General features: G+C 58.3%; 22 protein-coding genes. 16 read left to right on the top strand and 6 right to left on the bottom strand.

Going from position 1 to position 25485, the window contains the following annotated elements:
- Positions 1-95: 95 nt before the first annotated feature.
- Positions 96-860 (bottom strand): transcriptional repressor LexA, encoded by a 765-nt coding sequence (gene lexA / locus DB51_RS07320; RefSeq protein ID WP_034252909.1) that lies wholly within the window; start codon positions 858-860, stop codon positions 96-98.
- A 219-nt stretch (positions 861-1079) separates the two neighbouring features.
- Here lexA and DB51_RS07315 point away from each other — a divergent pair, with 219 nt between their 5' ends.
- Positions 1080-1433, top strand: coding sequence for a LysM peptidoglycan-binding domain-containing protein (locus tag DB51_RS07315; protein WP_034254223.1), 354 nt, complete (start codon positions 1080-1082; stop codon positions 1431-1433).
- Positions 1434-1678: 245 nt separating this feature from the next.
- The gene (nrdR, locus tag DB51_RS07310) at positions 1679-2137 is read left to right on the top strand and encodes a transcriptional regulator NrdR (protein WP_034252907.1); all 459 of its coding nucleotides are present in this window, start codon (positions 1679-1681) and stop codon (positions 2135-2137) included.
- A gap of 75 nt (positions 2138-2212) precedes the next feature.
- Here nrdR and serA read toward each other — a convergent pair whose 3' ends face one another.
- Both serA and DB51_RS07300 read right to left on the bottom strand, forming a co-directional pair.
- Positions 2213-3409 carry a phosphoglycerate dehydrogenase gene (gene serA / locus DB51_RS07305; RefSeq protein WP_034252906.1) on the bottom strand — a complete coding sequence of 399 codons (1197 nt, stop codon included), beginning with the start codon at positions 3407-3409 and terminating at the stop codon, positions 2213-2215.
- Position 3410: 1 nt separating this feature from the next.
- Complete coding sequence (locus DB51_RS07300) at positions 3411-5699, bottom strand: HelD family protein (protein WP_034252905.1); 2289 nt, start codon at positions 5697-5699, stop codon at positions 3411-3413.
- A 305-nt stretch (positions 5700-6004) separates the two neighbouring features.
- On the opposite strand from DB51_RS07300, the gene mraZ reads away from it, so the two are divergent.
- The 12 genes from mraZ to DB51_RS07240 all read left to right on the top strand — a co-directional run bounded on the left by mraZ (position 6005) and on the right by DB51_RS07240 (position 20442).
- Positions 6005-6457 (top strand): division/cell wall cluster transcriptional repressor MraZ, encoded by a 453-nt coding sequence (mraZ, locus tag DB51_RS07295; RefSeq protein ID WP_238548360.1) that lies wholly within the window; start codon positions 6005-6007, stop codon positions 6455-6457.
- Positions 6457-7515 carry a 16S rRNA (cytosine(1402)-N(4))-methyltransferase RsmH gene (gene rsmH / locus DB51_RS07290; RefSeq protein WP_034252902.1) on the top strand — a complete coding sequence of 353 codons (1059 nt, stop codon included), beginning with the start codon at positions 6457-6459 and terminating at the stop codon, positions 7513-7515. The genes mraZ and rsmH overlap by 1 nt, the downstream gene beginning before the upstream one ends.
- 2 nt (positions 7516-7517) lie before the next feature.
- The gene (gene ftsL, locus DB51_RS07285) at positions 7518-7979 is read left to right on the top strand and encodes a cell division protein FtsL (RefSeq protein WP_034252899.1); all 462 of its coding nucleotides are present in this window, start codon (positions 7518-7520) and stop codon (positions 7977-7979) included.
- Entirely contained in the window at positions 7976-9772 is a 1797-nt protein-coding gene (locus DB51_RS07280; protein ID WP_034252897.1) for a peptidoglycan D,D-transpeptidase FtsI family protein, read from the top strand. The genes ftsL and DB51_RS07280 overlap by 4 nt, the downstream gene beginning before the upstream one ends.
- Positions 9773-9884: 112 nt before the next feature.
- The gene (locus DB51_RS07275) at positions 9885-10772 is read left to right on the top strand and encodes a hypothetical protein (RefSeq protein ID WP_034254221.1); all 888 of its coding nucleotides are present in this window, start codon (positions 9885-9887) and stop codon (positions 10770-10772) included.
- A 34-nt stretch (positions 10773-10806) separates the two neighbouring features.
- A complete protein-coding gene (locus DB51_RS07270; protein ID WP_051867502.1) occupies positions 10807-12390 on the top strand; it encodes a UDP-N-acetylmuramoyl-tripeptide--D-alanyl-D-alanine ligase in 1584 nt (527 codons plus the stop codon).
- Positions 12387-13490: a phospho-N-acetylmuramoyl-pentapeptide-transferase gene (gene mraY / locus DB51_RS07265; protein ID WP_034252895.1), complete on the top strand. Its 1104-nt coding sequence runs from the start codon at positions 12387-12389 to the stop codon at positions 13488-13490. The genes DB51_RS07270 and mraY overlap by 4 nt, the downstream gene beginning before the upstream one ends.
- A gap of 19 nt (positions 13491-13509) precedes the next feature.
- A complete protein-coding gene (locus tag DB51_RS07260; protein ID WP_034252893.1) occupies positions 13510-15021 on the top strand; it encodes a Mur ligase family protein in 1512 nt (503 codons plus the stop codon).
- The gene (locus tag DB51_RS07255; protein WP_084674624.1) at positions 15014-16360 is read left to right on the top strand and encodes a peptidoglycan glycosyltransferase FtsW; all 1347 of its coding nucleotides are present in this window, start codon (positions 15014-15016) and stop codon (positions 16358-16360) included. Before DB51_RS07260 ends, DB51_RS07255 begins: the two co-directional genes overlap by 8 nt.
- A 58-nt stretch (positions 16361-16418) precedes the next feature.
- A complete protein-coding gene (locus tag DB51_RS07250) occupies positions 16419-17612 on the top strand; it encodes a UDP-N-acetylglucosamine--N-acetylmuramyl-(pentapeptide) pyrophosphoryl-undecaprenol N-acetylglucosamine transferase (RefSeq protein ID WP_034254212.1) in 1194 nt (397 codons plus the stop codon).
- 41 nt (positions 17613-17653) lie between these two features.
- On the top strand, positions 17654-19309 hold the full coding sequence (gene murC, locus DB51_RS07245) for a UDP-N-acetylmuramate--L-alanine ligase (RefSeq protein ID WP_084674623.1): 1656 nt from the start codon (positions 17654-17656) through the stop codon (positions 19307-19309).
- A complete protein-coding gene (locus DB51_RS07240; RefSeq protein ID WP_084674622.1) occupies positions 19306-20442 on the top strand; it encodes a cell division protein FtsQ/DivIB in 1137 nt (378 codons plus the stop codon). The genes murC and DB51_RS07240 overlap by 4 nt, the downstream gene beginning before the upstream one ends.
- Positions 20443-20822: 380 nt before the next feature.
- Here the strand turns inward: DB51_RS07240 and dtd are convergent, their stop codons facing one another.
- Entirely contained in the window at positions 20823-21359 is a 537-nt protein-coding gene (dtd, locus tag DB51_RS07235) for a D-aminoacyl-tRNA deacylase (RefSeq protein ID WP_034252891.1), read from the bottom strand.
- A gap of 56 nt (positions 21360-21415) precedes the next feature.
- On the opposite strand from dtd, the gene DB51_RS07230 reads away from it, so the two are divergent.
- Entirely contained in the window at positions 21416-22033 is a 618-nt protein-coding gene (locus tag DB51_RS07230; protein WP_034252890.1) for a MarC family protein, read from the top strand.
- Positions 22034-22058: 25 nt separating this feature from the next.
- On the opposite strand, the gene DB51_RS10295 is transcribed toward DB51_RS07230, so the two are convergent.
- Positions 22059-22550, bottom strand: a complete 492-nt coding sequence (locus DB51_RS10295) for a GNAT family N-acetyltransferase (RefSeq protein WP_162174630.1) — start codon at positions 22548-22550, stop codon at positions 22059-22061.
- Positions 22543-23283 (bottom strand): CDP-alcohol phosphatidyltransferase family protein, encoded by a 741-nt coding sequence (locus DB51_RS07220; protein ID WP_034252888.1) that lies wholly within the window; start codon positions 23281-23283, stop codon positions 22543-22545. The genes DB51_RS10295 and DB51_RS07220 overlap by 8 nt, the downstream gene beginning before the upstream one ends.
- A 303-nt stretch (positions 23284-23586) precedes the next feature.
- Here DB51_RS07220 and DB51_RS07215 point away from each other — a divergent pair, with 303 nt between their 5' ends.
- Positions 23587-25275 carry a metal ABC transporter substrate-binding protein gene (locus tag DB51_RS07215; protein ID WP_238548329.1) on the top strand — a complete coding sequence of 563 codons (1689 nt, stop codon included), beginning with the start codon at positions 23587-23589 and terminating at the stop codon, positions 25273-25275.
- Positions 25276-25485 lie beyond the last annotated feature (210 nt).

The following is a 25485-nucleotide window of genomic DNA, read 5'->3' as shown; positions in this document are numbered from 1 at the left end:
AACTGCATCACATGCACAGTAATCGGTGAAAAATTCAAGGAAATACTGTCCTTGTGATGCAGTTATCGTGATTGCATCTTGAACAAGCGTGCCACTCAGACTTTTCTGAGAACCGTGACCACTTTCCCCATAATCGAAGCGTGGGTGCCGTCGATGGGGGAATAGGCGGGATTGTGGGGAATCAGCCAGGTGTGGCCATGTTCTTGTCTAAAGGTTTTCACCGTGGCTTCATCATCGAGCAGGGCTGCGACGATGTCGCCGTTCTGTGCGGTCTGCTGCTCGCGGACGACGACGAAGTCGCCGTCACAGATAGCCGCGTCAATCATCGAATCGCCATGCACCTCGAGCATGAAGAGCTGGCCGGTTCCCGTCAGACGTTCGGGCAGCCTCATCACATCCTCAACATGCTGCTCTGCGGTGATGGGTGCGCCCGCCGCGATTCTTCCCACCAGCGGAACATCGTGTGATTCGAGGAGGGAAGGGTTCGTGTCGAGATGCTGAACGGGGAAAGGTACCACCGTGCTGCTGTGAGAAGACGATGGGGAATCGTCCCCGTTGCTGTTCGCGGCATCCGCCTCGGGGCGGAAAGCATTCGGTGAATCTTCAATCAGTTCGATGGCGCGCCCCTTGTTGGCGCTCATGCGAATACAGCCCTTCTCCTCGAGGACTTCCAACTGATGCTTCACGGAGGAGGGGCTTTTCAGCCCGGCGACCTCGCCTATCTCACGGAAGGACGGTGCGAAACCGCGTGCCTTGATATGCGTGCGGATAGCGTCGAGCACCTTGCGCTGTCGTTCGGTGAGGTCATCCGAATACGCGGACGAGCTATCACCTTTCGGTGGAAAAGGGATGGTGCTCACAGCAAGTCCTTTCGGTCGTTTTTCACAGTCTATCGTGTCGAGAGTGTGAAATCAAACATATGTTCGAAAAACCGCTTGCAATGATCTTGCTTCTATGCAACAATCAGAACAGATGTTCGATAGAACAGATGTTCGAACTGAATTCGTCGGTGATGGTACCGGCGAAGGACGAGCGGGAGAACGGTGTCGCCAGACAGGCGGGCCAGCAAGAAGGCGGTGTTGACAATGAGTGTTGCAATAAGCGGTGTGCGAATGATCGGACAAAGCGGTTCTGCTCAGCACTCGCATATGAGGCTCACGCTGCGCGGCAAGGTGACCGCAGCAGCCGTTGCTCTGTGCATGGCCGCGGGCGTCGTCGCGCTGGCAAGTCCCGAACGCGCGGATTCGGCCAGTGGAGCCGTTGCCGTCACCTCCTATACCGTCCAACCGGGGGACACGCTATGGGCGTACGCCTCGCGTATCACTCCACAAGGCGAAGATGTATCAGAGACGGTCAACGAACTCGTCGACCTGAACAACCTTGAATCCACGGCTCTTGTTGCAGGGCAGCGTCTTATCGTTCCTTCCGAGTAACTGAAGGCTCTTGGGCCTTGGTTCGTTCGTCTTCGGTCAATTTCGGATGGTGACACGAGTATTGGGGTGTTCGTACCGTGGTCCGGAAGCATCGAGGACGTTCTGAGTGGGGGTGTCGGCTGGCGCTCTCGCCCTCACGATTTCCCTCGCGCAAAGCTTGTGCATCTATCAGGGATGGCGTGGCAGGCTTCGATGGATGGTGATGCGGTGGCGTGGATTCCTGCCGTCAGGCTATAGTCTGTGCTATGCATTGTCCCTTTTGCCAGCACGCAGACACCAAAGTGATCGATACCCGTATCAGTGATGACGGTTACTCCATCAGACGACGTAGAGAATGTCCTGTCTGCTCGAAGCGATTCACCACCGTCGAAACGACCATGCTCCTGGTAAAGAAGCGTTCCGGGAATGCCGAACCGTTCAACAGAGACAAGGTCATTTCTGGTGTGCGCAAGGCTTGCCAGGGTCGTCCTATCAACGAGGACGATTTGAAATCCCTAGGTCAGAAGGTTGAAGAAGACCTCCGCTCGAGGGGCATGGCGGAGATTCACTCGGACGAGGTCGGCAGGTCGATACTCGGACCCTTGAAGGAACTCGACGAGGTGGCGTATCTGCGTTTCGCCAGCGTGTACCAGCAATTCAACGGGCTTGACGATTTCGAACATGCCATTGCGGAATTGAGAAGCGAAGACCGTCACGCCGCCTAAGCGTTGAGCGCACCGCCGCCGACGGCCCGGTGTCTGACTGCGGCCGGTTAAGCCGGAGTCAGACGACACCGTGACTCAGAAGATGCGGACTTCCACGGTTCCTTTGATTTCATGCAGGGCCTTGATGGTCTCCTTGCTCGGCATCATCGACAAATCGGTGACGACATAGCCCAATTCGCCTTCCGTGGCCAGAGACTGAGCGGTGATATTGATGTTCTCGGCACCAAGGACCTGGTTGAGCTGAGCCAGCACGCCAGGGAAGTTCTGATGCAGATGGGCGATGCGGACCGCGCCGGAATTGGGTGAAAGAGTCAACTGCGGCATGTTGACGGACAGGGTCGTCGAACCCTTCTCCCAGTAATCCTGCAGGCGCTGCGATACGAAGTGTCCGATGGATTCCTGAGCCTCGAGCGTCGATCCTCCGATATGCGGGGTGAGGATGATATTGTCCTCGTTCGCCAGGTCCGAGGTGAAGGAATCTCCGCTCTTACGCGGTTCGACCGGAAAGACGTCGACGGCCGCTCCTGAGAGGTGACCGGAATCGAGATGCCGTTTCAAGGCATCCAGGTCCGCCACGAAACCGCGCGAGAGGTTGATGAAGATGGCCCCCTCCTTCATATGCGCGAATTGATCCTCGCCGAAGAAGCCCGTATTGGATTTGCGTCCATCCACATGGATGGTGACGGCATCGGCCTGAACGAGCATCTCTTCCAGACTGGATGCTCTATGGGCGTTGCCCAGGGCGAGTTTCTCCTCCAGGTCGTAGAAGATGACGCGCATGCCGAGAGCTTCGGCGAGCACGGAAAGCTGTGAACCGATGTTGCCGTATCCGACAATGCCCAGGGTCTTGCCTCTGACTTCGTGCGATCCGCTGGCGGATTTGTCCCAGACGCCGTGACGCATATGGTGCGTATGCGCAGGGATGCGCCTCATCAGGCAGATGATGTCGCATATGACCAATTCGACCACGGAACGGGTGTTCGAATATGGCGCGTTGAACACCGTGACACCCTGATCGGCGGCTGCTGCCAGATCCACCTGGTTGGTGCCGATGCAGAAGCATCCGATTGCGGTGAGTTGCGGGCATGCGTTGAGCACCGTGTGCGTGACGTTGGTCTTGGACCGTATGCCAAGAAGATCCACTCCGTCGAGGGCTTCGATAAGTTCGGATTCGGAGAGGGCACCCTTCATCGTGATGACTTCGAAGCCGTGCTTACGCAACGACTGTGCGGCAAAGGGATGAATGTTTTCCAGTAACAGTGCTTTAGGCATGCTACTCACTGTATAGCGGAAGGTCGTCAGCGTCATCTCGTGTACGAATAATGACCAGGGATTGCGTGGGTCGTGTCATGGCCACATACAGATCCGATGCCGCGACAAGGCGGGATGGGGCGTTCGCCGATATGCTTCCCGGTTGAACGAGCACGACCGCGTCATACTCCATGCCTTTGACCTCGAGTGCATCACAGAGGTTGATCTGCCGGTTCCATCGGTTCTGGGCGGCCAGGCGGGTGTATTCGTGTTCGCCAAGACGCTCTCTGAGGAAGGGTTGCAATGCCGATCGCAGACGCGGCAGCAATTCGCTGTCGGCGATGACGGCGATCCGCCCTGATCCGTCCTGTGACAGATATTCGCTCGCCATCGAAGCGACCTCGTCGCAGGTGGTCGCCAGCAATCCTTCGATGTCATTGACGTGGAGGTGCCTTACTGATTGAGGGAGCTCGCGTACGGCGTTTACCGTGGAGATGTACAGCCCCTCGGATTGCGCGAAGCTCGATGCCAGGTCGCTGACTTCCCGAGGATTGCGGTAGTTGATCGTCAATTCGTTCAGGTCCCAGCCATCGTTGCCGAAGAGACGGTCCATGGTCCGCTCCCACGAGCGCGATCCCCCCAATGATGAGGTCTGCGCCACGTCTCCGACAATCGTGAAGGAGCGGGACGGGCACCTGCGTATCAGCATGCGCCAGTCCATGGCGGTCAGCTCCTGCGCTTCGTCCACGACGACGTGACCATAGGTCCATGCTCTGTCGGAAGCCGCTCGTTGGGACAGCAGTTCAGGGTCGTCGCTTTGCATCTGGTCGAGCAGCATCTGCGAAGTCACCAACCCGGTTCCTATGCCGTTCTGTGCGAGCGTGTCTTTGGCGAACTGTTCGTCATTGCGCTGCTGTTCCTGTCTGGCGGCGGATGCTGCACTGAGTTTCGGGTCGTCGCCGAGCAATTCCATGGCCTCGTCAAGCAGGGGAACGTCGGATGTGGTCATTGGCGAATCCGCATCGCGGTGCAGTGTTTCCAGTTCATCGGCGCTCAGCCATGGTGCATATCGGGCCAGACGCTGCGTATCCGCCCACATGCGGCTGATGAGCCAGATGGCGTTCATCGGGAGCCATGCGAGGTTGAGGGTGCGCTTGATGTCGTCGTTCATGCGCAGCATGGATGTCGCCTGCGAAAGCTCCGACTGCTCTGGAGTGTAATCCAGCTGTTCGCCGTACCGTTCCGTCAGCAGGTGCATCATCGTGCGGATGAAGGTCTTTCTGGCCTCGTTGTGGGGTTGACGGCTTCTGCGGGCGTTGTCCTGTGCCTCTCGAATATCCGTGGCCAGGACCGGAACCGCGATGCCGTTGATATGCACGGTGGGCAGCTTCGCCGGTATTCGGATGCGCGCATTGATGGCGTTCTCCACTGCGCGGGCCATTCGGTGATCGCCCTTGAGCTGTGCCGCTTTAGGACCGTCGTGGCGCTCCACGACGATGCCGGGGATGAGGTCGGCGATGGTTCTGCTGACCACTCCGGTTTCTCCCAGGGAAGGCAATACCTGGTCTATGTAGTGCAGGAATGTGCTGCTGGGGCCCACTACGAGCACCCCGGATCGTTCGAGTGTGCTGCGGTGCGTGTACAGCAAATAGGCGGCGCGATGCAGGGCAACGGCCGTTTTCCCGGTTCCGGGCCCTCCTTGTACGACGACGGCCCGGCCCATGGGGGCGCGGATGATGCGATCCTGTTCGGCCTGAATGGTGGCGACGATGTCGGTCATCTTGCCGGTGCGTTTGGAGCTCAGCGACGCGAGCAAGGCACCTTCACCGGTCAGTGTTCCGGATTGCGAAGCCTGGGAGACCTGGGGTGCCTTGAGATCGAGCACTTCGTCCTCAAGGCCGACGACGGTGCGAAAGTTCAGGGTGATGTGTCTGCGCATCACGATGTCGCCGTGGTTCGATGGCGTTGCCTCGTAGAACGGTCTGGCCGCATCCGCTCGCCAGTCGGTGAGTATGGGTTCGTGCTCATCGGTGGAGAGCCCTATGCGGCCGATGTACCGCGATGTTCCGGTGGAAGCGTCGAGTCTGCCGAATACCAGGCGATCCTCAACGGCGCGTAATTGCGTGAGACGATCCTCATACATCGTTGCGAAGGAATCGCGTTCGGTGCGCTGCGTCGGTGAACCGTGCGATCCGGCTGCTCTGACGGTGTCCAGGCGCGCGCGCGTCTGCGAACGCAGGGTGTCCAGACGTTGGTAGGCGCGATCTGTTGCACGTTGTTCTTCTTGTAGTTGTGAAGAGTATCTCGACATGCATATCCGTTTCTAAGGTCCTCAAACTGAGCACTCCAATATACCTCGAAGCCTCTACGTGACAAGGGCTTTACGGCCCACGCCGTGCTTCACCGGCATTCGAAAAATAAGTCTTATGTGGGAATCGTGAGGTGAATCACCTGCAGCTTAGGCAAGAAGTGGGTAAGAATGGGGAACTATGGGGTAAAGTGGGGAAACAGTCAGACCAGCGAACGAAGCGTACAGCGCATTGGTGAAGGAGGTGGGTCATGCTGAGTGCCGACGAAGCAGAGCAGAAACCCACCGAAACCCAGTCGGAAGCAGGGATGGAGGACCTCCCTCCCTTGTTGCTGGGAACCTATACGCCGAAGGTCGATGACAAAGGTCGTCTGGCATTGCCTGCCAAACTCCGGACGCAATTGGGGCCTGGCCTGGTGATGGCCAGAGGTCAGGAACGTTGCATCTACCTGCTGCCACAGCGGGAATTCCGACGTGTCGCCGTGCAGATTCAACGCACATCCATGGGAAACAAGGCAGCCAGGGAGTATCTGCGGGTGTTCCTCTCGGGCGCGGTGGAGCAGAAGCCCGACAAGCAGGGCCGCGTGCTGGTGCCGCAGATGCTGCGCGACTACGCGCATCTCAGCGACGACGTCGTGGTGATCGGTGTCGGCACCCGTGCCGAGATCTGGGACACCGCGGCTTGGGAATCCTATTTGGAGAGCAAGGAACAAGGCTATTCCGATATTGCCGACGATGTCTTGCCGGGGGTGGATTTCTGATGAGCGAACTCAATGCCATACATCAGCCCGTGTTGCTCGATGACTGCGTCTCCTTGGTATCGGGTGCATTGCAACGCGAGCATTCCACCGTTGTCGATTGCACACTTGGACTCGCCGGCCATGCCACGGCTTTCCTCGCAGCCTGCCCGAAGGCTTCCCTCATCGGTATCGACAGGGATGCCGAGGCTTTGGACCTCGCAACGCGTCGAGTCGCTCAGGAAGGCTTTGCGGAGCGCTTCACGCCGGTCCACGCCGCATTCGATGAATTCGCCGAAGTACTTGATGGTCTGGGCAAAGAACGCGTCGAGGCGGTGTTCATGGACCTGGGCCTGTCGAGTCTGCAGATAGACGAACGTGAACGCGGCTTCACATATGCGCAGGATGCACCTCTGGATATGCGCATGGATACTTCGCAGGAGCTGACTGCCGAGCAGATTCTTCGTGATTACGATGTCTCGCGCCTTGCCTTCATTTTCCATGAATACGGTGAGGAACGTTTCAGTCGGCCCATCGCCAAAGCCATCGTGCGTCAGCGAGAGGAACATCCCATCACCAGTTCCAGACAACTCAGCGAACTCGTGGATCGCGTGGTCCCCAAAGCCCGAAGGCCCGCAGGGAATCCGGCGAAGCGCGTATTCCAGGCGCTGCGCATCGAAGTCAACGGTGAGCTGTCGAAATTGTCCCGCACCTTACCCCAGATTGCCACTCGACTCAGTGTCGGAGGGCGCCTGGTCGTCGAATCCTACCATTCCCTGGAGGATCGAACCGTCAAACGCTTCATGGTCAAGGGGATGAAAGCGGACGTGCCGCCAGGTCTGCCCGTAATACCTGACGACGCCCAGCCGATTTTCCGTGATCTGACCCACGGTGCGATACAAGCCGACGAGGAAGAAATCGGCAGGAATCCGCGCTCCGCTTCGGTACGGCTCAGAGCGGTGGAGCTGACCAGAGAACTGCCGGAGCGGTGGGTCAGGATTTTCGACGAGGAATCGCGTGAGACCGAGCCTCACCAGGAGCATTCACGAGAGCATCGCCAATCATCAGGAAGAAGGAGATAGACATGCCTGCAGTACAACGCTCAGTGCGTTCGGGCGCGGCGCCGGATAAGCGCCGTCCTCAGGCGCAGCCTTCATCCACGCGGCCCGAACTGCATGTGGTTGCGGGCAGACGCAACGGAGGCGATGTCGTCAGGGACGGAGCCAGACGGCTGCTGGTGTGGACGAGGACGCGAAGAGCGCCCCTTTTCCACATCGTGGTGGCCATGTGCATCCTCGGCGGCAGCCTGGTGGTGTCGCTGATGTTGCGTACCCAGATGATCGAGAACTCCTTCGAGGCCACCACCACCCAGCAGTCCATCAGTCGACTCAATCAGGACATTCAGGATGACCAGAGCAAACTGGACGAGTTGCAGGCATCATTGCCCGACAGAGCGGAGAAGATGGGCATGATTCCCCAGAAAGGGTCTATCAGCATAGATCTTCAGGGATACTCAGCCACCGATGACGGCAAGGGGCAGCAATGATTCGATCGGGCCTCGCGTTCTGGAAACGCTGCAGTGCCTTCGGCAAACGCGTTATCGTGGTCAGCTTCGTTCTGGCCTTCATCGCATCAACCGCGATGGCGAAGCTCGCCTACATTCAATTGCTCGATGGAAAAGGCACCGCCGAGGCGGCGACTGCTAGCAGAACCACCACCAAGGTGCTGCAGGCATCGCGAGGAAAGGTGACCGACACCAACGGCATCGTTCTTGCGCAAAGCGTCGAGCGGTACACCATCATCGGCAATCCTAAATTCGCCGCATCCTTCGAACCGACCACCTGCACCGCCAAAACCACGTCCAACTGCCATAGCATCGACGGCAAGCCCGTCGGCGCGACAGGCCCTGCCGCCGTCGCCAGGCTGTTGGCCCCGATACTCGGTATGGATGCACTGCAACTGGGCGCGATGCTGACGGGGACGAACCAATACGTCGTCATCAAGAAAGATGTGGTGCCATCCGTCAAACGCAGCATCGACAAGTTGAATCTCGGAGGCATCATCAGTTCCGAGCTCAGCAGCGAACGCACCTATCCCAACGGCACGCTTATGGGTTCCCTGCTCGGGGGAGTGGATACGGACGACAATGGTGTTTCGGGCATTGAGAAGATGGAGAACAGCGCTCTGACGGGTGTCAACGGATACCAGATATATCAGCGCGGAGCCAACGGACAGCAGATTCCCGGCACGGAAACCGAGTCGAAGGATGCGGTGGACGGGTCGACCGTCAAGCTCTCTCTCGACAGGGATGTGCAGTGGTATGTCGAGAAGGCGCTGAAGGAAGGTCAAGAGAAATACAAGGCCAAATGGGCCATAGCCGTGGTCCAACGCGTTTCCGATGCGAAGATTCTTGCCCTCGCGGGAACGGACCAGGTCCAGGCCGGCAGCGCCCAGGCCAAGATGAATCCGTCTTTGGCGGTGACCGAGACCTTCGAACCTGGTTCGGTCGGCAAAATCATCTCGCTTGCCGGTATGCTGCAGGAGGGCACCCACAAAATCACCGACGAATTCAGCGTTCCCTACAGCATCAACGTCGAAGGACAGCAGTACCACGATTCCGAGTCGCACGGTACCGAGCGCTGGACGCTGGCGGGTATTCTCCAGAACTCATCCAATGTTGGCATGGTCATGGCAGGCGACCAATACACCACCGCGCAACGATACGGGTATCTGACGAAATTCGGTATCGGGCAGCCGTCGGGCATGGGTCTGACGGGTGAATCTCAAGGTCTGTTGAGTTCTTCCGACAAGTGGGACAAGCGCACGCGCAACACCGTGCTGTTCGGGCAAGGATACGCGACCAATGCGCTGCAGATAACCAATGCCGTGGCTACCATCGCCAACAAGGGCGTCAAACAGCAGCAGTCGATTATCGATTCCGTGACCAGTGCCGACGGCAAGGTCACCAAGCCCAAGACCTCATCGGAACAGGTGGTGAACTCCACGGTCTCCGCCGAGGTGCTCAACGCCATGGAGTCCGTCGCCGAGAACTACAAAAGCGTGGCATCCGTCGACGGATATCGTGTGGCCGCCAAGACGGGTACCGCCGAAGTCGCTGGTTCGAGCGGCGGATTGACTTCCATCGTGGCCGATTGGGTCGGTGTGCTTCCCGCCGATAATCCGCAGTATGTGGTTACCGTCGTGATGAAGGACCCGCAAGGGACTTACGGTGGTTTGACGGCGGGGCCGGTGTTCGCCAATATTGGTGAATTCCTTATGCAGAAATACGAGGTCCCCACGTCGACCCCGCGCAATGATGCTATTCCGGTAAATTGGTGATGAAAGTCCGCTTCACGGACAGGTCATGGGGTGTGGCGCTGTGAAGCGGATACGAATGCGGTGATCACGGACATGGGCCGTGGGCGCCGCGGCGAAGACGAGAGGCGAAACGATGACTGCATTGGGCGAATCACTCGCACAGCGCATGACACTGGGCTACCTCTGCACACAGTATGGGCTGATTGCATCTCCGCGCTTCTCGGAACCGGTTACCGTCACGTCGATTGCAGACGACATTGATTCGATTCGCCCGGGGTCCCTTCTGCTGACCACGGGTCAGCATGTGGATGCGCAGCTGCTCGCTGACGCCGAAATGCGCGGTGCCTATGCGATTCTGGCTCCTGCCGAAGCGAAAGAGAGTCTGGAATCGCCGGATATACCCGTGCTCTTCGGGGATCTGGATACCAAACAGGTTGCTGAGCTGGCCGCGGACATAGCCGGAAAACCCTCGGAATCATTGGCGGTGTTCGTCGTCTATGGCGAGGATGCCTCCGCGTCGGTGAAGGTGCTCGCGGAATTCCTGCATGTGCTGGGCAATCCTGTCGGTGTGGTCAGCGCCACCGGCTCCTTCTCCCTGGACAGGCAGCTGGATATTCACTATCCGCTCAGTGCGCTCGACATGCAGCGGCTGCTGTCGGTGTGTGTCGAGGACGGTGCTTCCGCAATCGCCATATGCGCCGACTCCCGGACATTGCAGAAGGATGCCTTGCACGCGGTCGAGGTCGATGTGCTCAGTCTGGCCCAGCGGACAACGCTCCGTCGTGGACAGCAGGATGTCCTGGCTCAGCAGGCCTCGAGAATATATGGTTTTGCGTTGGGGGACCGCACCGGCGTCGCGGCAAGAAATGAGGATTCCGACACGCTTGCTGTGCAGTCGAACGTGTTCCAGGACGATGATTCGACGATGAGATTGTCGTTGAGCATTGCGATGGTGATGTCCGCAGGAGTGAAGAAGAACAATATACGAAGCGCTCTACGCGTTTCAAGGGAGTTGTCGTAAGGTGCAGACGATGAATCAGGACAAGACTGTCGGCATGATGCCGATGACCTTGCAGGAAATCGCGCAGGCGGTTCGAGGCCGTGTGCTTGTTGGGGGAACTTCAGCCGACTCGCCGTCAGACTTGTCTGACGAGACGGGGAAGATGGCGACAAGCGTATTCAGCGACTCGCGACAGCTGCGCGAGGGGTCGGTGTTCGTGGCCATCCCGGGTGAACGTGTAGACGGGCATCGCTTTGTCCCTCGTATCGCGCAATCGGGAGCCGTTGCCGCGATAGTGGAGCACCCGGTCGATGAGGCTTCGGTTCCTCAAATCGTCGTCGAGCAGAGCGTCAAGGCGCTGGGGCTGCTCGCCAGACACAACATCGACAGACGTCGTGAATCAGGCGAGCCCTTCACCATCGTGGGTATCACCGGGTCGGTCGGCAAGACCACGACCAAGGATTTGCTGTCCTCCATGCTCGGACGTCTGGGAAACACCATAGCGCCGGTAGGTTCGTTCAACAATGAAATCGGACTGCCTCTGACGGCGTTGAAGGTCAACTCCGGGACGCGCTTCTTCGTTGCCGAGATGGGGGCGTCCCACATCGGTGAAATCGCGTATCTGACATCGATTGCACCGCCCGATATCTCGATTGCCCTCAAAGTGGGGGTCGCGCACCTGGGTGAATTCGGCTCCGTGGAGAATATCGCCAAGGCGAAAAGCGAAATCGTCCAAGGTCTGCTGCCTGACGGCGTGGCCGTATTGAACGCCAACGACCCGCGAGTGGCTGCCATGACCCGTTTCGCTCCGGGCAAGGTGCTCTGGTTCGGTCTGCCCGCCGACGAGGGCCGAACCGAGTTGTTCAACAACGGGCAGACTCTTGATATGACTGCGGAGGACATCAGTGTGGATGCCTTGGACCACCCGACCTTCACGCTGCATGATCGGGACGAGCAGGTCGGTGTCACCTTGGCCATCAGTGGTGAGCATAACGTCATGAACGCCTTGGCGGCGGCGACGGTAGCCCACGACCTTGGCCTCTCCTTGCAGGACATCGCGGCATCGCTGGCCGCCCAACGACATATCAGTCCGCACCGCATGGCGATGTCCACCGTGCATAACAGCGGCGTGAGTTTCACGCTTATCGATGACTCCTTCAACGCGAATCCGGATTCCACAAGAGCAGGCCTGCGGGCGCTTGGCGCCTGGGGTGCGAATGACACCGAGAAGCCCTATCGCGTGGCGGTTCTCGGAGCGATGCTCGAGCTGGGAAGCGAGGAAATCGCGCTTCACAGACAGATAGGCGAGGAGTGCGCCAATCTCGGCATGGATGCACTTATCGCCGTCGGCGGCAGCGAAGAACTGGCTCCCTTGGCTTCGGCATTGGCGGAGGGTGCTTCCTCCGTGAACGCCGGCCAGAGCGCTTCCCCGTCCGGGGACGGAATGCAGGTTCTGCTGGCCGAAGATGCGGGCAAGGCGGATGAGATGATCACCGGTCTCGCCGAGCGGCATCCTCGTATGGTGGTGCTGCTCAAAGGTTCCCACGTTTCCGGTCTGAGCGCATTGGCCGAGCGATGGGAGCATGAAAGCGACGATGGCGTTTCGGCGTCTGAGAACGACGGCGAGGTGCTGCGTTGATTTCACTCATTATCGGTATGCTGGTCTCCTTTGTGGTGACCATCGTCGGTACTCCTCTGCTGATTCGTCTGGTCCACAAACTCAATTACGGGCAGTACATCCGACAGGACGGGCCGAAATCCCACCAAGTCAAACGCGGCACACCGATTATGGGTGGTGTCGTCATCAACCTGGCCATTGTGCTGGGCTGGGGAAGTTCTGCGCTGTACCGCTACTGCTCACGAGGCGACCTGCCCTCATCATCCGCGATGCTGGTATTGTTCGCCATGCTGTCGATGGGTCTGCTCGGCTTCATCGACGACTTCGCCAAAGTCCGCAAAAAACAGAATCTCGGACTCTCCGTTGGCGCGAAATTCGCAGGGCAGTTCATTCTGGCCACGATTTACGCGCTGCTGTCCCTGATGGTTCCGACCAAGTCGGGTTTCCCGAGTGCACAGGCGGGCATAGCCTTTATCGAGAAGCCCTTCCTTTCCTTCGACTTCGCAGGACGGGTGCTGGCTGCGGTGCTGTTCGTGTTGTGGGTCAATCTGCTGATGACGGCGTGGTCCAACGCGGTCAACCTCACCGACGGTCTTGACGGCCTGGCGGCAGGCAGTTCGATGATCGCCTTCGTGGGCTACGGTCTGATCGCGTTCTGGGAAAGCTATCACATTAAGGGAGGCACCCATACCGGCTACTCCTATGCGGTGTCCGACCCTCTGGACCTGTCGATCATCGCCGTGTGCGCGGCTGTGGCATGTTTCGGATTCCTCTGGTACAACACGAATCCGGCCTCTATTTTCATGGGAGATACCGGTTCCCTGTCATTGGGAGGACTGTTCGCCGCGCTGTCCATTGCGACGCATACCGAGGTGCTTGCAGTGATCATCGGCGGACTGTTCGTCATCGAAACATTGTCGGATGTGATTCAGGTCGGTTTCTTCAAGATGACGCACAAGCGTGTGTTCAAGATGGCTCCGATTCACCACCATTTCGAGTTGAAAGGCTGGCACGAGTCAAAGGTCGTGGTTCGATTCTGGATGATCGAACTGCTGCTGGTCTTGGTCGGTCTGGTGGTGTTCTACGGAGATTGGGTTGCCCGTTCGGGTCTGATCGGTTGAGCGTGAAGAGAGTCGAGGCATGATGTTGGATATCGCTAAGGCAACGGTTCTGGTTGCAGGCATGGGAGTTTCCGGACGCAGCGCCTGCGAGGTGCTCGCAGGACGTGCGGAACGTGTGATCAGTGTGGATGAAGGCACATCCGAAGCCGACCTCCACTCCTTTGATAATGTCGACTGGTCGGGAATCGACCTCGTGATGAGCTCGCCTGTATTCAATCCACGGACGCCTTTCATTCTTGAAGCCCAGCGTAGGAACATCCCCGTCGTCAGCGAGGTCGAACTGGCGTGGATGCTTCGTGTGGAATCCCGGTCGAGCAATCGGCCCGCTCCATGGATAGGCATTACGGGAACGAACGGGAAGACCTCGACCACTGAAATGACGTCAGCCATGCTCTGCGATGCGGGGGAGGTCGCTCCGGCGGTGGGCAACATCGGCAAAGCCGTGTCCCATGCCGCAGTCGATTCGCAGAATCAGGCACTCTGCGTCGAACTGAGTTCGTTCCAACTGCATTTCACGCAATCGATGCGACTGGAATGCGCGGCAATCACCAATCTGGCCGACGACCATCTCGATTGGCATGGAGGTTTCGCCAATTACGCCGCCGACAAGGCCAAGGTCTACCGAGGCGTCGAGAAGGCATTGGTGTACAACGCCGACGACCCTCGGGTGACCGAGCTTGCACGGGAGGCGAAAGCCTCTCCCGCATGCAGGAAAGTCGGTTTTACCCTCAAACAACCTCAGCCTGGACAGCTGGGCATCGTGGAATCTCGGATAGTCGACCATTCCGGATTGACCGAAGGAAGCGACGCGCAGGCCGTAAGCCTATGCAGCATCCAAGAGTTGAGGCATCTATGCGAACCCGACGGCACGGTATACCCGCATCTGCTCGCGGACGCGCTCTGTGCGCTGGCGCTGGCTCTCGGACATGGTGTTCCGGTACGGCAGGCATTGGAAGGACTCAAATCCTTCAAACCGGGCGGGCATCGCATCCAGACAGTGGCACGGTATCTTCCGGCCCACGACGCTTCAGCATCGGATATCGGGGCGGATGCCGAAGCACAGCATGACGATGCGGCAGCCACGCGGCGCGAAATCCGATTCGTGGACGATTCCAAAGCCACGAACGCCCATGCGGCAGGAGCTTCGCTTTCCAGTTTCCCAGATGCTTCGGTGGTCTGGATAGCCGGTGGGCTAGCCAAGGGCGGGCATTTCGACGAGCTCGTTTCGACGTATGCCGGGAAGATGACGGCTGCGGTGATCATAGGGGTAGACCAGCGTCCTCTTCTGGATGCCTTCGCAAGCGAAGCCCCGCAGATTCCCCTGAGTGTGATTCCCGCGGAACCACGAGATACGGTGATGCAGCGGGCGGTGGAGGCGGCTGCAGATGCGGCTCATCCGGGGGATGTGGTGCTGATGGCCCCGGCTTGTGCATCCATGGACCAGTTCGTATCGTATGCGGACCGTGGGGAACAGTTCGCTCGTCAGGCCAAGGCCTGGATCGAAGGTCAGCAGACGGTTCGCCATGCTTGATTCCAAAGGGCGCCAGAAAAAGCCCAGACGTGCTCAATCACTCGTTTCCGGACACTCTGCGGCAAACGGTGCCGCCGAAAGGTCTCGTAGCGCAACGAAGGCACGTTCCAAGCGTTCCGGCGTCGGCAAGGTCTCGGCAGCAGCAGGTCTGTCTGCAGGAGGAAAAGGTCGACCGGCGAACACCTCCTACGTCGGTTGGCGCAATATATTCAATCCTGTCTGGTGTTACAACGGCTTCATCACCTCGGTCGGGGCACTCACGGTGTTCGGGTTGCTGATGGTCTTCTCCAGTTCATCGGTGGAGATGGTCGCCGACGGGGAATCGCCTTGGACACAGGTCCTCAGTCAGGCCTTGTACGGTTTTCTCGGTGTGATCGTGGCGCTGATCGCGATGCATCTGCCGTTGGTGCTGTACAAGCGTGCCTCCTTCGGCTTCCTGTTGTTCGGCTTCATGCTTCAGGCCTTGACCTTCAGTCCTTTGGGCATCAGCGTCAACGGCAATTCAGGATGGATTGGCTTCGGGCCGATCAGCTTCCAGCCCGCGGAGATTCTCAAGCTTGCTCTATGCCTGTGGCTTCCTATAGCCCTTGGCTCATCTCAGAAGCGAGTGAAGAGCGAAGGCCCGTTGAAAGCCTATTGGGTTCCGGCCCTGGGCTTTATTCTCGCCTTCGGGCTGATTATGGTGGGCAAGGACCTTGGTACGGCCATGATTATCGTGCTCATCGGTGTGGTCGCCTTCCTTCTGGGAGGATTCCCGATCCGTTGGCTGCTCTCGATCGGTGCCGTCGGTGCCGTCGGCATCGTGGGTGTTTTCGTGCTCGGGAACAACAACAGGATGAGCCGTATCCTCGCGGCATACCAGCCATGCTCCGCATCCGATGCGCAGGGCGTGTGCTACCAGTCCATTCATGGTCTCTACGCGATGGCTTCGGGCGGTTTGACCGGTGTGGGGCTGGGCAATTCCAGAGAGAAATGGAACTATCTGCCCGAGGCGCACAATGATTTCATCTTCGCCGTCATCGGCGAGGAGCTTGGTTTCATCGGTGCCTGCATGGTGATTCTCGCTTTCATCGTCATGGGGTGGTGCTTGGTGCGTGTGGCGTGGCTTTCACGTGACGGCTATGCCCGGATGGTCATGGTCGGCATCGCCGCCTGGATCGTAGGCCAGGCGATGATCAACATCTGCGTCGTTCTTGGCATACTGCCGGTTATGGGGCTGCCGCTGCCTTTCGTTTCCGCCGGAGGAACGGCTTTGATTATGTGTCTGATTTCGGCGGGTGTTGCTGCCAGAATGATGCGGAGTCTGCCGGAGATACGGGGTGCCGTCACCGAGGCCTGAGCGTATTTCCGCTTGTTGTGTCGTCACTAGTCGGGTATGAGGGGATATGCTCGGAGGTATGGGAAAACGAGAAGAGCAGATTCATGTCGTGTTGGCCGGAGGCGGTACAGCCGGGCATGTCAATCCATTGCTGAGTGTTGCGGATGCGATTCGCGCACAACGACCAAACTCGTCGATTACGGTTGTTGGTACTGAAAGCGGTTTGGAACGCGATCTGGTTCCACAGGCAGGATACGAGTTGGAGACCGTGGAGAAGGTTCCTTTTCCCCGTGCGTTGAACGCCGCGGCCTTTGCTTTTCCGGGCAAGTGGTTTTCCGAGCTGCGCAAGGCCAAGGATATCCTCAGACGTCATCACGCCGATGTGGTGGTCGGATTCGGCGGATACGCCTCCGCTCCCGTGTACCGCGCCGCGAAAAGTCTGCATATCCCCATCGCGATTCATGAGCAGAACGCCAAGGCGGGCATGGCGAACAAACTCGGTGCGAAATGGGCGGACTACGTCGGCACCGTTTATGACGGCACCGGACTGCAAGTGAAACAAGGAGCGACCATTGAACGTGTGGGACTTCCGCTGCGTCCCTCGATTGCCCGTCTGTGCAAGGGATTGGATTCTCCACGTCTTGCACGCGTCGAAGCGGCATCGACCCTGGGCATCGACCCGACAAGACCGCTTATCCTCATTACCGGAGGTTCTCTCGGAGCCGCAAGCATCAATGCCGCGGTCGCAGGCGCCTCGGTTGAACTGCTGCGCAGGGCACAGATCATTCATCTCACCGGCAAGGGGAAGCTTGCGGAGGTCAGACGAATCGTGTCCGAGCATGCAGGCCCGGAAGTACTGAACGACCTGAGCCTGCAACATCTTGGGCAAGGTGATTACCACACCGTTGAATATCTGGAGCGTATGGACCTCGCCTTCGCCAGCGCGGACCTGACCATCTGCCGGGCCGGAGCCGGAACGGTCGCAGAATTGGCTGCAGTCGGTATGCCAGCGATTTACGTGCCACTACCCTTCGGCAACGGCGAGCAGCGCTTCAACGCTCAGCCGCTGGTCGAAGCGGGAGGCGGACTGCTGGTCGACGATGCCGATTTCACCAGCGATTGGGTCGCCGCGCATGTGGTGGAACTCATGGAGGACAATCAGCAGTTGCAGGGTCTTGCCGAAGCTGCCTGGAAGTTCGGCACACGGGATGCTGCCGACAAAGTGGCCAAGCGCGTACTTGCGCTTGCCGATGGCATGACCATAATGGAGTAAATACTGTTTTCAAGGAGCTGTCTGCTGTGTCGGAACATGAAATGACCCATGCCTCGCATTCGGTCGCGGGCGTCGGGCAGAACGAATCTGCCGCTGAAGTGATTCTTGATCCGACGGTATCGGCGTTCGCCGGGTACCACGAAGGATTGAAAGGTCTGGGCAACACCCATTTCATCGGCATCGGTGGCGCAGGTATGAGCGTCCTTGCCGAGATGCTCCATGAGAACGGCGTCAGCGTAGATGGTTCCGACCGTCTGGAAAGCTCGAAGACCGAGCGCCTGCAGGCACTCGGTATCCATGTGGAGATCGGGCAGCGGGCGGAGAACGTTGCGTCCGCGGACACGGTTGTATGGTCGAGCGCCATCAAGGCCGACAATCCCGAACTGCAGGAAGCTGCACTTCGAGGAAAACGCCTGGTACATCGAAGCGATATCCTCGCTCTGCTGCTCAGCACCAGCATCGGTGTGACCGTGGCCGGAGCGCACGGCAAAACCACCACCAGCGCCTTGATTGCCCATATCCTTACGCATGGCGGCGAAGGCGACCTGGCCGACCCCAGCTACGCCGTCGGCGGCACGATTCAGGGGCCCCAGTCGTCCCTTGACGGAGGCCATGCGGGAACGGGCAAGGTACTGGTAGCTGAGGCCGATGAATCCGACGGCAGCTTCTGCAAATATCATCCAAGCGTTGCGGTCATCACCAACGTGGAGGCCGATCATCTGGACCACTATGGGGATGCCGAGCATTTCAGAGCCGCCTTCGTGGATCATGCGCATCATGCTCGCGACCATGTGGTGATCTGTGCGGATGACGAGGGTGCCCTCGCCGTACTCAGGGCGATGGACCCCGATTCAGCACGCCAAGCCGTGGCATACTCCACACATGACAAGGATGAGCTTGGAGATATCAACGGTGCTCATCTGGCTCGTATCGAATCCGAAAGCGAGCATGCCGACTCCGGTGAGGAACGGTTCACGCTTCATCTCCCGGGGGATATGCTGACAGACGGTCGCGATGCAGACGTGAGCGTGAAGCTGGTGATTCCAGGCCTGCACAATGCCAGGAACGCCAGTGCGGCGATTGTGGCGTGCACCCTTCTTGGTATGAATCCTCAGAAAGCCGCTGATGCGGCGTCATCCTTCCTTGGAGCGGATCGAAGGTTCCAGCTGAGGGGCACGGTGGGAGGAGTCAGCGTCGTCGACGACTATTCGCATCATCCCACGGAGATAGCCGCCTTGCTGGATGCTGCAAGAAGACGATACCCTCATTCGACCCTGCGGGTATTGTTCCAGCCGCATCTTTTTTCACGTACCGCATTCTTTACCGATGCGTTCGCGGCATCCTTGTCCAAGGCCGACGATGTGATCGTCACTGGCATCTTCCCAGCGAGGGAACGGCAGGAGGATTTTCCGCAGACCAAGGCATCGGTGATCGTGCGTGCTGCCGCGGCGCTGCCTCATGAGCCTCCAACAGGGTGGATACAAGCCGTCGATGATATGGATCAGGCGGCCGTGATGCTGGCAACCCGTGCCAGAAGTGGCGATGTACTGTTCACCGTCGGCGCCGGAGACATCACGCAGGTCGTTCCTGTCATACTCCATGCACTGGAAGCGAGGTGTCAGGGCAACAGGATTTCAGGTGAAGGGGATTCCCGAGCAGATGGTCTTGGCCAGCCAGCTGAAGGTGTGCGACGATGACTCGTCGCATATCTTCGAACAGCGACGCTTCGAACGGTGACGCTTCGGATGGCAAAACTTCGAACGACAATGCCGTGAATGGCGGTGCATCCAAGCGGACGGCCCCTCGGAAAGCCCATTCTCGCACACCTAGGCGCGCGGCGAGCTCGGATGCCGTGAAGTCGCCCACAGAGAAGGTGTCCCAAGGGAGCAACAGCCGCAAGCATGGGTCCGAAGGCAAGCGTGACGCCCGCATCGCGAGCAGCGGCAACAGTCGGTCGAAGGGTATTGACTCCAAAGCGGATGGTTTTGTGGATGCGCGTCGCATGCGCAGCAACAAGGATGTGAATACCAGACTGTCACAGGCGGGTGTCTCCGATGAAGGCGTATTCACCCGTCCCAAGGTCATTGATTTCACCCAGAGGCTGCGTGAGAAGAGGCAGGCCAATGCTCATGTGGTGATGAAGCGTGTGCTGATCGTGGTATCGACCGTCGCGCTCCTGTGCGCGTTGCTGTGGTTTCTCCTGCTGTCTCCCGTATTCCTGCTGAACGCATCCTCCATCAAGGTCAGCGGAACCAACACCTGGGTCAGTGCTTCACGTATCGAAGACATCGCGAAGCAGCAGTTGGGCACATCGCTGTTCATCGTTTCCACAGGGGATATGGAGGAGCAGATCGGTGAATTGCCCGGGGTCACTTCAGCCACCGTTCATAAGGATTTTCCCGATGGCGTCAACATCGATGTGAATGCCCAACGTCCTGCGGCTGTCCTCAAGGATGCCAAAGGTGCTCTGACGGCGGTGGACAAAAAGGCACGGGTGCTCAACGCCGTGGGAGCGTCCGTTGATGGTATTCCGATTATCGAGGTGTCGAGCGTCGGCAAAGGCACCGATGATGCAGCGGTGAAACAGGCCTTGAAGGTGCTGGCGGTGCTGCCCGAGTCGATGCGCAAGCAGATTACCAAGGTCTCCGCGAGCACTCAGGATTCGATTACCACGGAAATCAGCAATGGACAGTATGTCATCGTCTGGGGGGATTCGTCGCAGATTGCCTTGAAGAAGGCCGTGGTCGATAAAATCATCAATGACCCCACGAAAATCGGAGACAAGCACCAGGTCGATGTCTCCGCACCTCTCAGGCCGATTATCAAGTAGCCAAGAAGCCGGTCGACGGCGCATACCGTATGTCAGAATGTGCTCGGATCTGCCATTGCAGAACAACAATCCAACAATCTCACACATATTCGAGCAGCACTCATGCCGAATCTCGAAACGCTGACGTTTGTGTAGGGATTTCGGAGCATACAACGCCTATCTATGGCGGAAAGTGGTGCATTGGCAAGGCGAATATGCCGGGTTCGCTTGAAAATCCCTACACAAGCGGGAACAACCTCCAGATGAAGCCCGAAAATCACCAAAAGTATGCAACTGAGGATCTACGACCAATCCTCAACATCGTTGACTCGTCCGAAAACAATTGTCTGCGCAGGAATCGGCAATCCGGGCACCCTGTTATCTATGCATCCGGTCATCAGCTAATCCTCTCGCTTGTTGGCATGATGGGAGGGAGCATCATCGGTGTCAAGCATGATGGTTACAGGACCGTCGTTTTGCAGTTCCACGAGCATATGCGCACCGAAAACCCCTCTGCGCACGGCAATTCCCAACCTCTCAAGCCCTAGGTTGAATTTCGCCCAAATCTGTTCGGCATGTTCCGGTCGACCGGCATGCATGAAACTTGGTCGGTTGCCTTTGCGGGTGTCGGCATACAGCGTGAATTGGGACACCGACAGCACAGAGCCTCCGGTCTGAAGCAGGGAACGGTTCATCTTGCCCTCCGAATCCTCGAAGATGCGCAGATTTGCAACCTTGTGAACCATCCATGCGATTTCCGCATCGGTGTCGGAGTCCTGAACTCCGACCAGAAGCAGCAATCCGGAATCAATGGACTGGGATTCTTCGGACCTTTCCGCCGCTGCTTCGGCCGTGGCCGAAACAGCGACATCGGTATCGGCATCGTTCTGAACGACCGTCACTCGAGCGGACCGCACGCGCTGCAGCAGGATTCTCATACCTCAAGGGTAGTCGTGCCGGTGGCACCCGGAATCCTTCGGGTATCATCGTGAGCATGTCGATGTTCCTGAGTGTTCTGAGTGCCGCCGTTCTGGCCTTGTTGCCCATAGTGAATCCGGTGGGCGCTCTGGCCACCTATGCGGGTCTGACCGCCGGGTACGAGCGGGCAGATGTGCGCAGACAAGGATTGAAAACAGGTATCAACGTGTTCGTCATTCTCGCAGTGTTTGCGGTGCTCGGTTCCTTGATTCTCAGTGTCTTCGGGCTGAGTCTTCCCGCGATTCAGATAGCCGGGGGTTTCGTCGTCGCCCATTCCGGTCTCGGGATGCTGAACCCGACGCACCCGCTCTCCAAAAGCGAGCACGACCATGCGAAGATCAAGGACGATATTTCCTTCACGCCCATGGCTCTGCCGTTGATAGCAGGTCCCGGTGCAATCGGCGAAGTGATTGCGCTGGCTGCAAGGTATCCGAACCCGACAGAACGTGTTGCGATCGTCGTGGCCGTAGCGATCATCGCCGTGGCCATCGCCGCGCTGCTGATGTGGGGGACCCCTTTGGTCGACAAGCTCGGTCCGACGGGCATCGGCGCACTGGTCCGTGTCATCGGGTTTCTGATTCTATGCATCGGAGTCGAACTGATGATTCACGGCGTGATGACACTGCATCTGTGACAGCTGCTCCGAACGGATTGCTGCGCTAAAAGGAGATTCCCATATGGGTGTATACGCTGTGCAGTTCGGAACCTTCGATGCGGGTGGCATGAACCGAGCGTTCATAGAATTCTGCCGCTTCGTCAACCCCGCCGATGATCGTATAGGCGTAGCCTTCCGATTTCATCGTCAGCAGGGCGTTTATCAGCAGTATCCGGCCGATGCCTTTTCCGCGATGATCATGATGCACTCCGGTGGGGCCGAAGAAGGCTTTGGCGGTGGCGTTGAACGCGCAGAAGCCCACGACACGGCCGTCCAGGAGTGCCACATAGCTGTCGGATGGAGTGCTGTACAGTGAACGACGTGTTTCCGATGCCCAGAAGCCTCCGAACTCGCTCCTGACGAAGTCCGCCACGGCATCGCCGAGAATGCCGGGAGTGCGTACGATTCGATACCGGTCCTCGTCCGGAACCGCGCTGTTGATGACCAGGTTGTTGAAAACGCTGTCGTCGTTGAGATTGACCAGCATGTCAAACATCGTCGTGTGTCCTTTCCGGACTGGCATCAGGCTTGTTGGAGCTTGTCTCCCGTATCGTTTCGGTACCCGCGAGGTGCCGATGACGGACATCGTCCCGGCCGGCCGCGTTGTCAGACGAGTATACGCCCTGACCGTTGCGCTGCATGCGATGCCGCAGAATGCATGGCGACTGTGTGTCCTCGCGGCTCGTCGCACGGCATACCGCCCGGAGTGACGGCACATTGGGTGAGTGGCTCGATGAGACGATGGTGATGCACAGTTCCTCGATGCTGGCGAAGGATGCAACAAGGCAGGTCAGAACGGCCCAAGTCGCGGAGCCGGAGAGCAGTATGGCCGGAGGAGTGAAGAACACAACGATTCCGCTGATTTTATTCATCCGAGTATGTATGAATGCCAGGGTCCGGTACTTGTACCAGCCAAGGCCTGCGGTAGTGAGCTTGATGAAGGCTAGGGCGCAGAACCAAGCCGTCAGCCAGGATGGCCAGGGGAAGATACGCAGGAATGAAGCCATGCTTGCCAGTATGAACAGCGTGTCTGCACCGCTGTCCAGCAGCGCGCCCATAGATGATTCGAGATGACGGCGGCGTGCGACGTAGCCGTCCAGAACGTCGCTGATTCCTGCGACTGCGTATACGCAGAGCCACAGTCGAGTGTCACCGGTGATCAGGGGGAGTGCCGCTGCGCAGAGTATGCGCATTGCACTCAGCAGATTCGGGAGAGAGCGCATCGTCATGGCGTCCCCTAAACTTGTGGGTCATTGTGTGGGTCCATTGTGTGGGTCATTGTGGGCAAAGGGCTCGTGTGAACAACGATACAGGGGATAGTGCAGGCTTGTCTCGAAGACCGAGTCCTAACTGCTGATGCGTGCTTGTGGTGTCGGCACCGGAAGCGAATACGGTATTTGACTTAAACGATAATCATTATCTATAGTGATTGAATCATCGGTCTTCCTGATGACATGCCAATCGCAGCAAGCAGGCACAACGTCAGCGCCGCAACCGGTTGGTACAACGAATACCACTATATAGAAACGAGTATGAACGTGACTGACCCGAATCTCAGCCCGTCCACCGACCCTTCTCCCAATCCGTCCTCGACTCCTCCGGGGAATGGCCCAGACATGACTCCTGCCGGATTCACCGTTCCCGAGTCGCCATCCGGCTCGGAAAAGACAAGGAGCGTCACCGTCCTTCGCAAATGGTTCCCCATCCTCGTCTCCTTCGGTGCGGGGCTGCTTGCCATGGCGCTCGTCATCGCAGGTTTCGGCTTGTTCAAGGCTCCCTCCGGGGGCGCTGGTACCTCAGGAGGCGTCTCGCAGGCGAAAGACGCCACTGACACCTGCAGCACGACAATCAGCGTCGTGGCATCCGTGAATCAATGGGGTTCACTGGCCAAAGAGCTGGGCGGCAGTTGTGTCGAGGTGACATCGCTCATCAACAGCACTTCCGCGGACCCGCATGGTTATGAGGCGACCGCAGCTGACATGGCCAAGTTGCTGGCGGCGGATATCGTCATCGTCAACGGCGCCGGCTACGACGGATGGGCGGCGAACACACAGTTCGGCAAAAAACAGACCATCATCAACATCGGTGATCTCATGGGCATCACCGTCACCGAGGAACACGAGCACGAGGAGCACGAAGAGAACGGGCATCATCATCACGGTTCCACCAATCCGCATCTCTGGTTCAGTCCTGAGGCGGTGCTGAAAGCTTCCGGGAGCATCGTCGACGCTTATCAGGCTACGGCAGGGAAGGAGAGCGATACCGCCGCCACAGTGCAACGGCACGCGAACACGTGGAATGCCGACTATGCTGAGTTCGTGGCATTGGTGAACAAGGCGCGTAGTGAAGGAATCCAGCGACGCTACGTCGCCACAGAGTCGATCATCAGCTACCTGCTGGAATACGTCGGGGCTGTGGACAATACGCCGGCTGCCTACACGAAGTCGATGAACAGCGAGGCTGAACCCACTGCGGCCGATTTGAACGAGGCTATGGCGCAGGTGTCATCGGACACCACCGATCTGCTGATCGTCAACCCCCAGGCGATGAGCGGGTTCGCCGAGAAACTCGACGATGCGGCCAAGAACAGCGACAAGACGATCATCTCCGTCACAGAGCAACTTCCGGAACGGCACGACACGCTGCTGGCTTGGCTGACCACAATCACTCATCAGGTGCTGGCGAACGATGTATACAACGGATGGTTCCTCACGCAGGAGGTGAAGGACCGCTCGCTTGCCGATTACGCCAACGAATGGCAGTCGGTGTACCCACTGCTCAAGAATGGCAGCCTGAAGCCTGTGATGGAGGCCAAGGCCAAAACAGGAGATATGACCGTCGACGAGTACACCAGGTATTACGACAAGGGATATGCAAGCGATGTGGAAAGCATTACCATCACCGGCGACAGCATCACCTTCGTTCGTGGCAGCGCGAGTGTGACCGCGACCTACGAATATTCCGGCTATCGTATACTCGACTACACCAAGGGCAACAGAGGCGTCCGCTATCTCTTCACGGCAAGCGGAGACCTTCCCAAGGGGGCTCCGAAAGCCGTGCAGTTCTCGGATCATGGAATCAGTGCCGAGAAATCAGCGCATTTCCACATTTTCATGGACGACAGTCAGGAACAGGCCATCAAGGAGATGGATAACTGGCCCACCTTCTATCCCGCCAGTCTGAACACTGAACAAGTGGTGGAGGAGATGCTGGCCCACTGAGCGCAGCGAATATGTGGTGATGGCCCTGTATGAATGGCCCTGTATGAATGGCACAGTGTCAATTCCACGGTGAATGGCACCGTGCTAATCACACGATGCACATGGATGCGAGCTTGGTGATGTAGGAACAGACAGTGGCCGACCGGCACCTGCGCTTCGATATAGTGCGTTGCGGTGCGCTCGACCGGGATTGCCGGTCCGCTACTGTTC

It is taken from the genome of Bifidobacterium crudilactis (assembly GCF_000738005.1).
Taxonomy (GTDB): Bacteria; Actinomycetota; Actinomycetes; order Actinomycetales; family Bifidobacteriaceae; genus Bombiscardovia; species Bombiscardovia crudilactis.
This window is presented reverse-complemented; position numbering and strand designations above follow the sequence as displayed.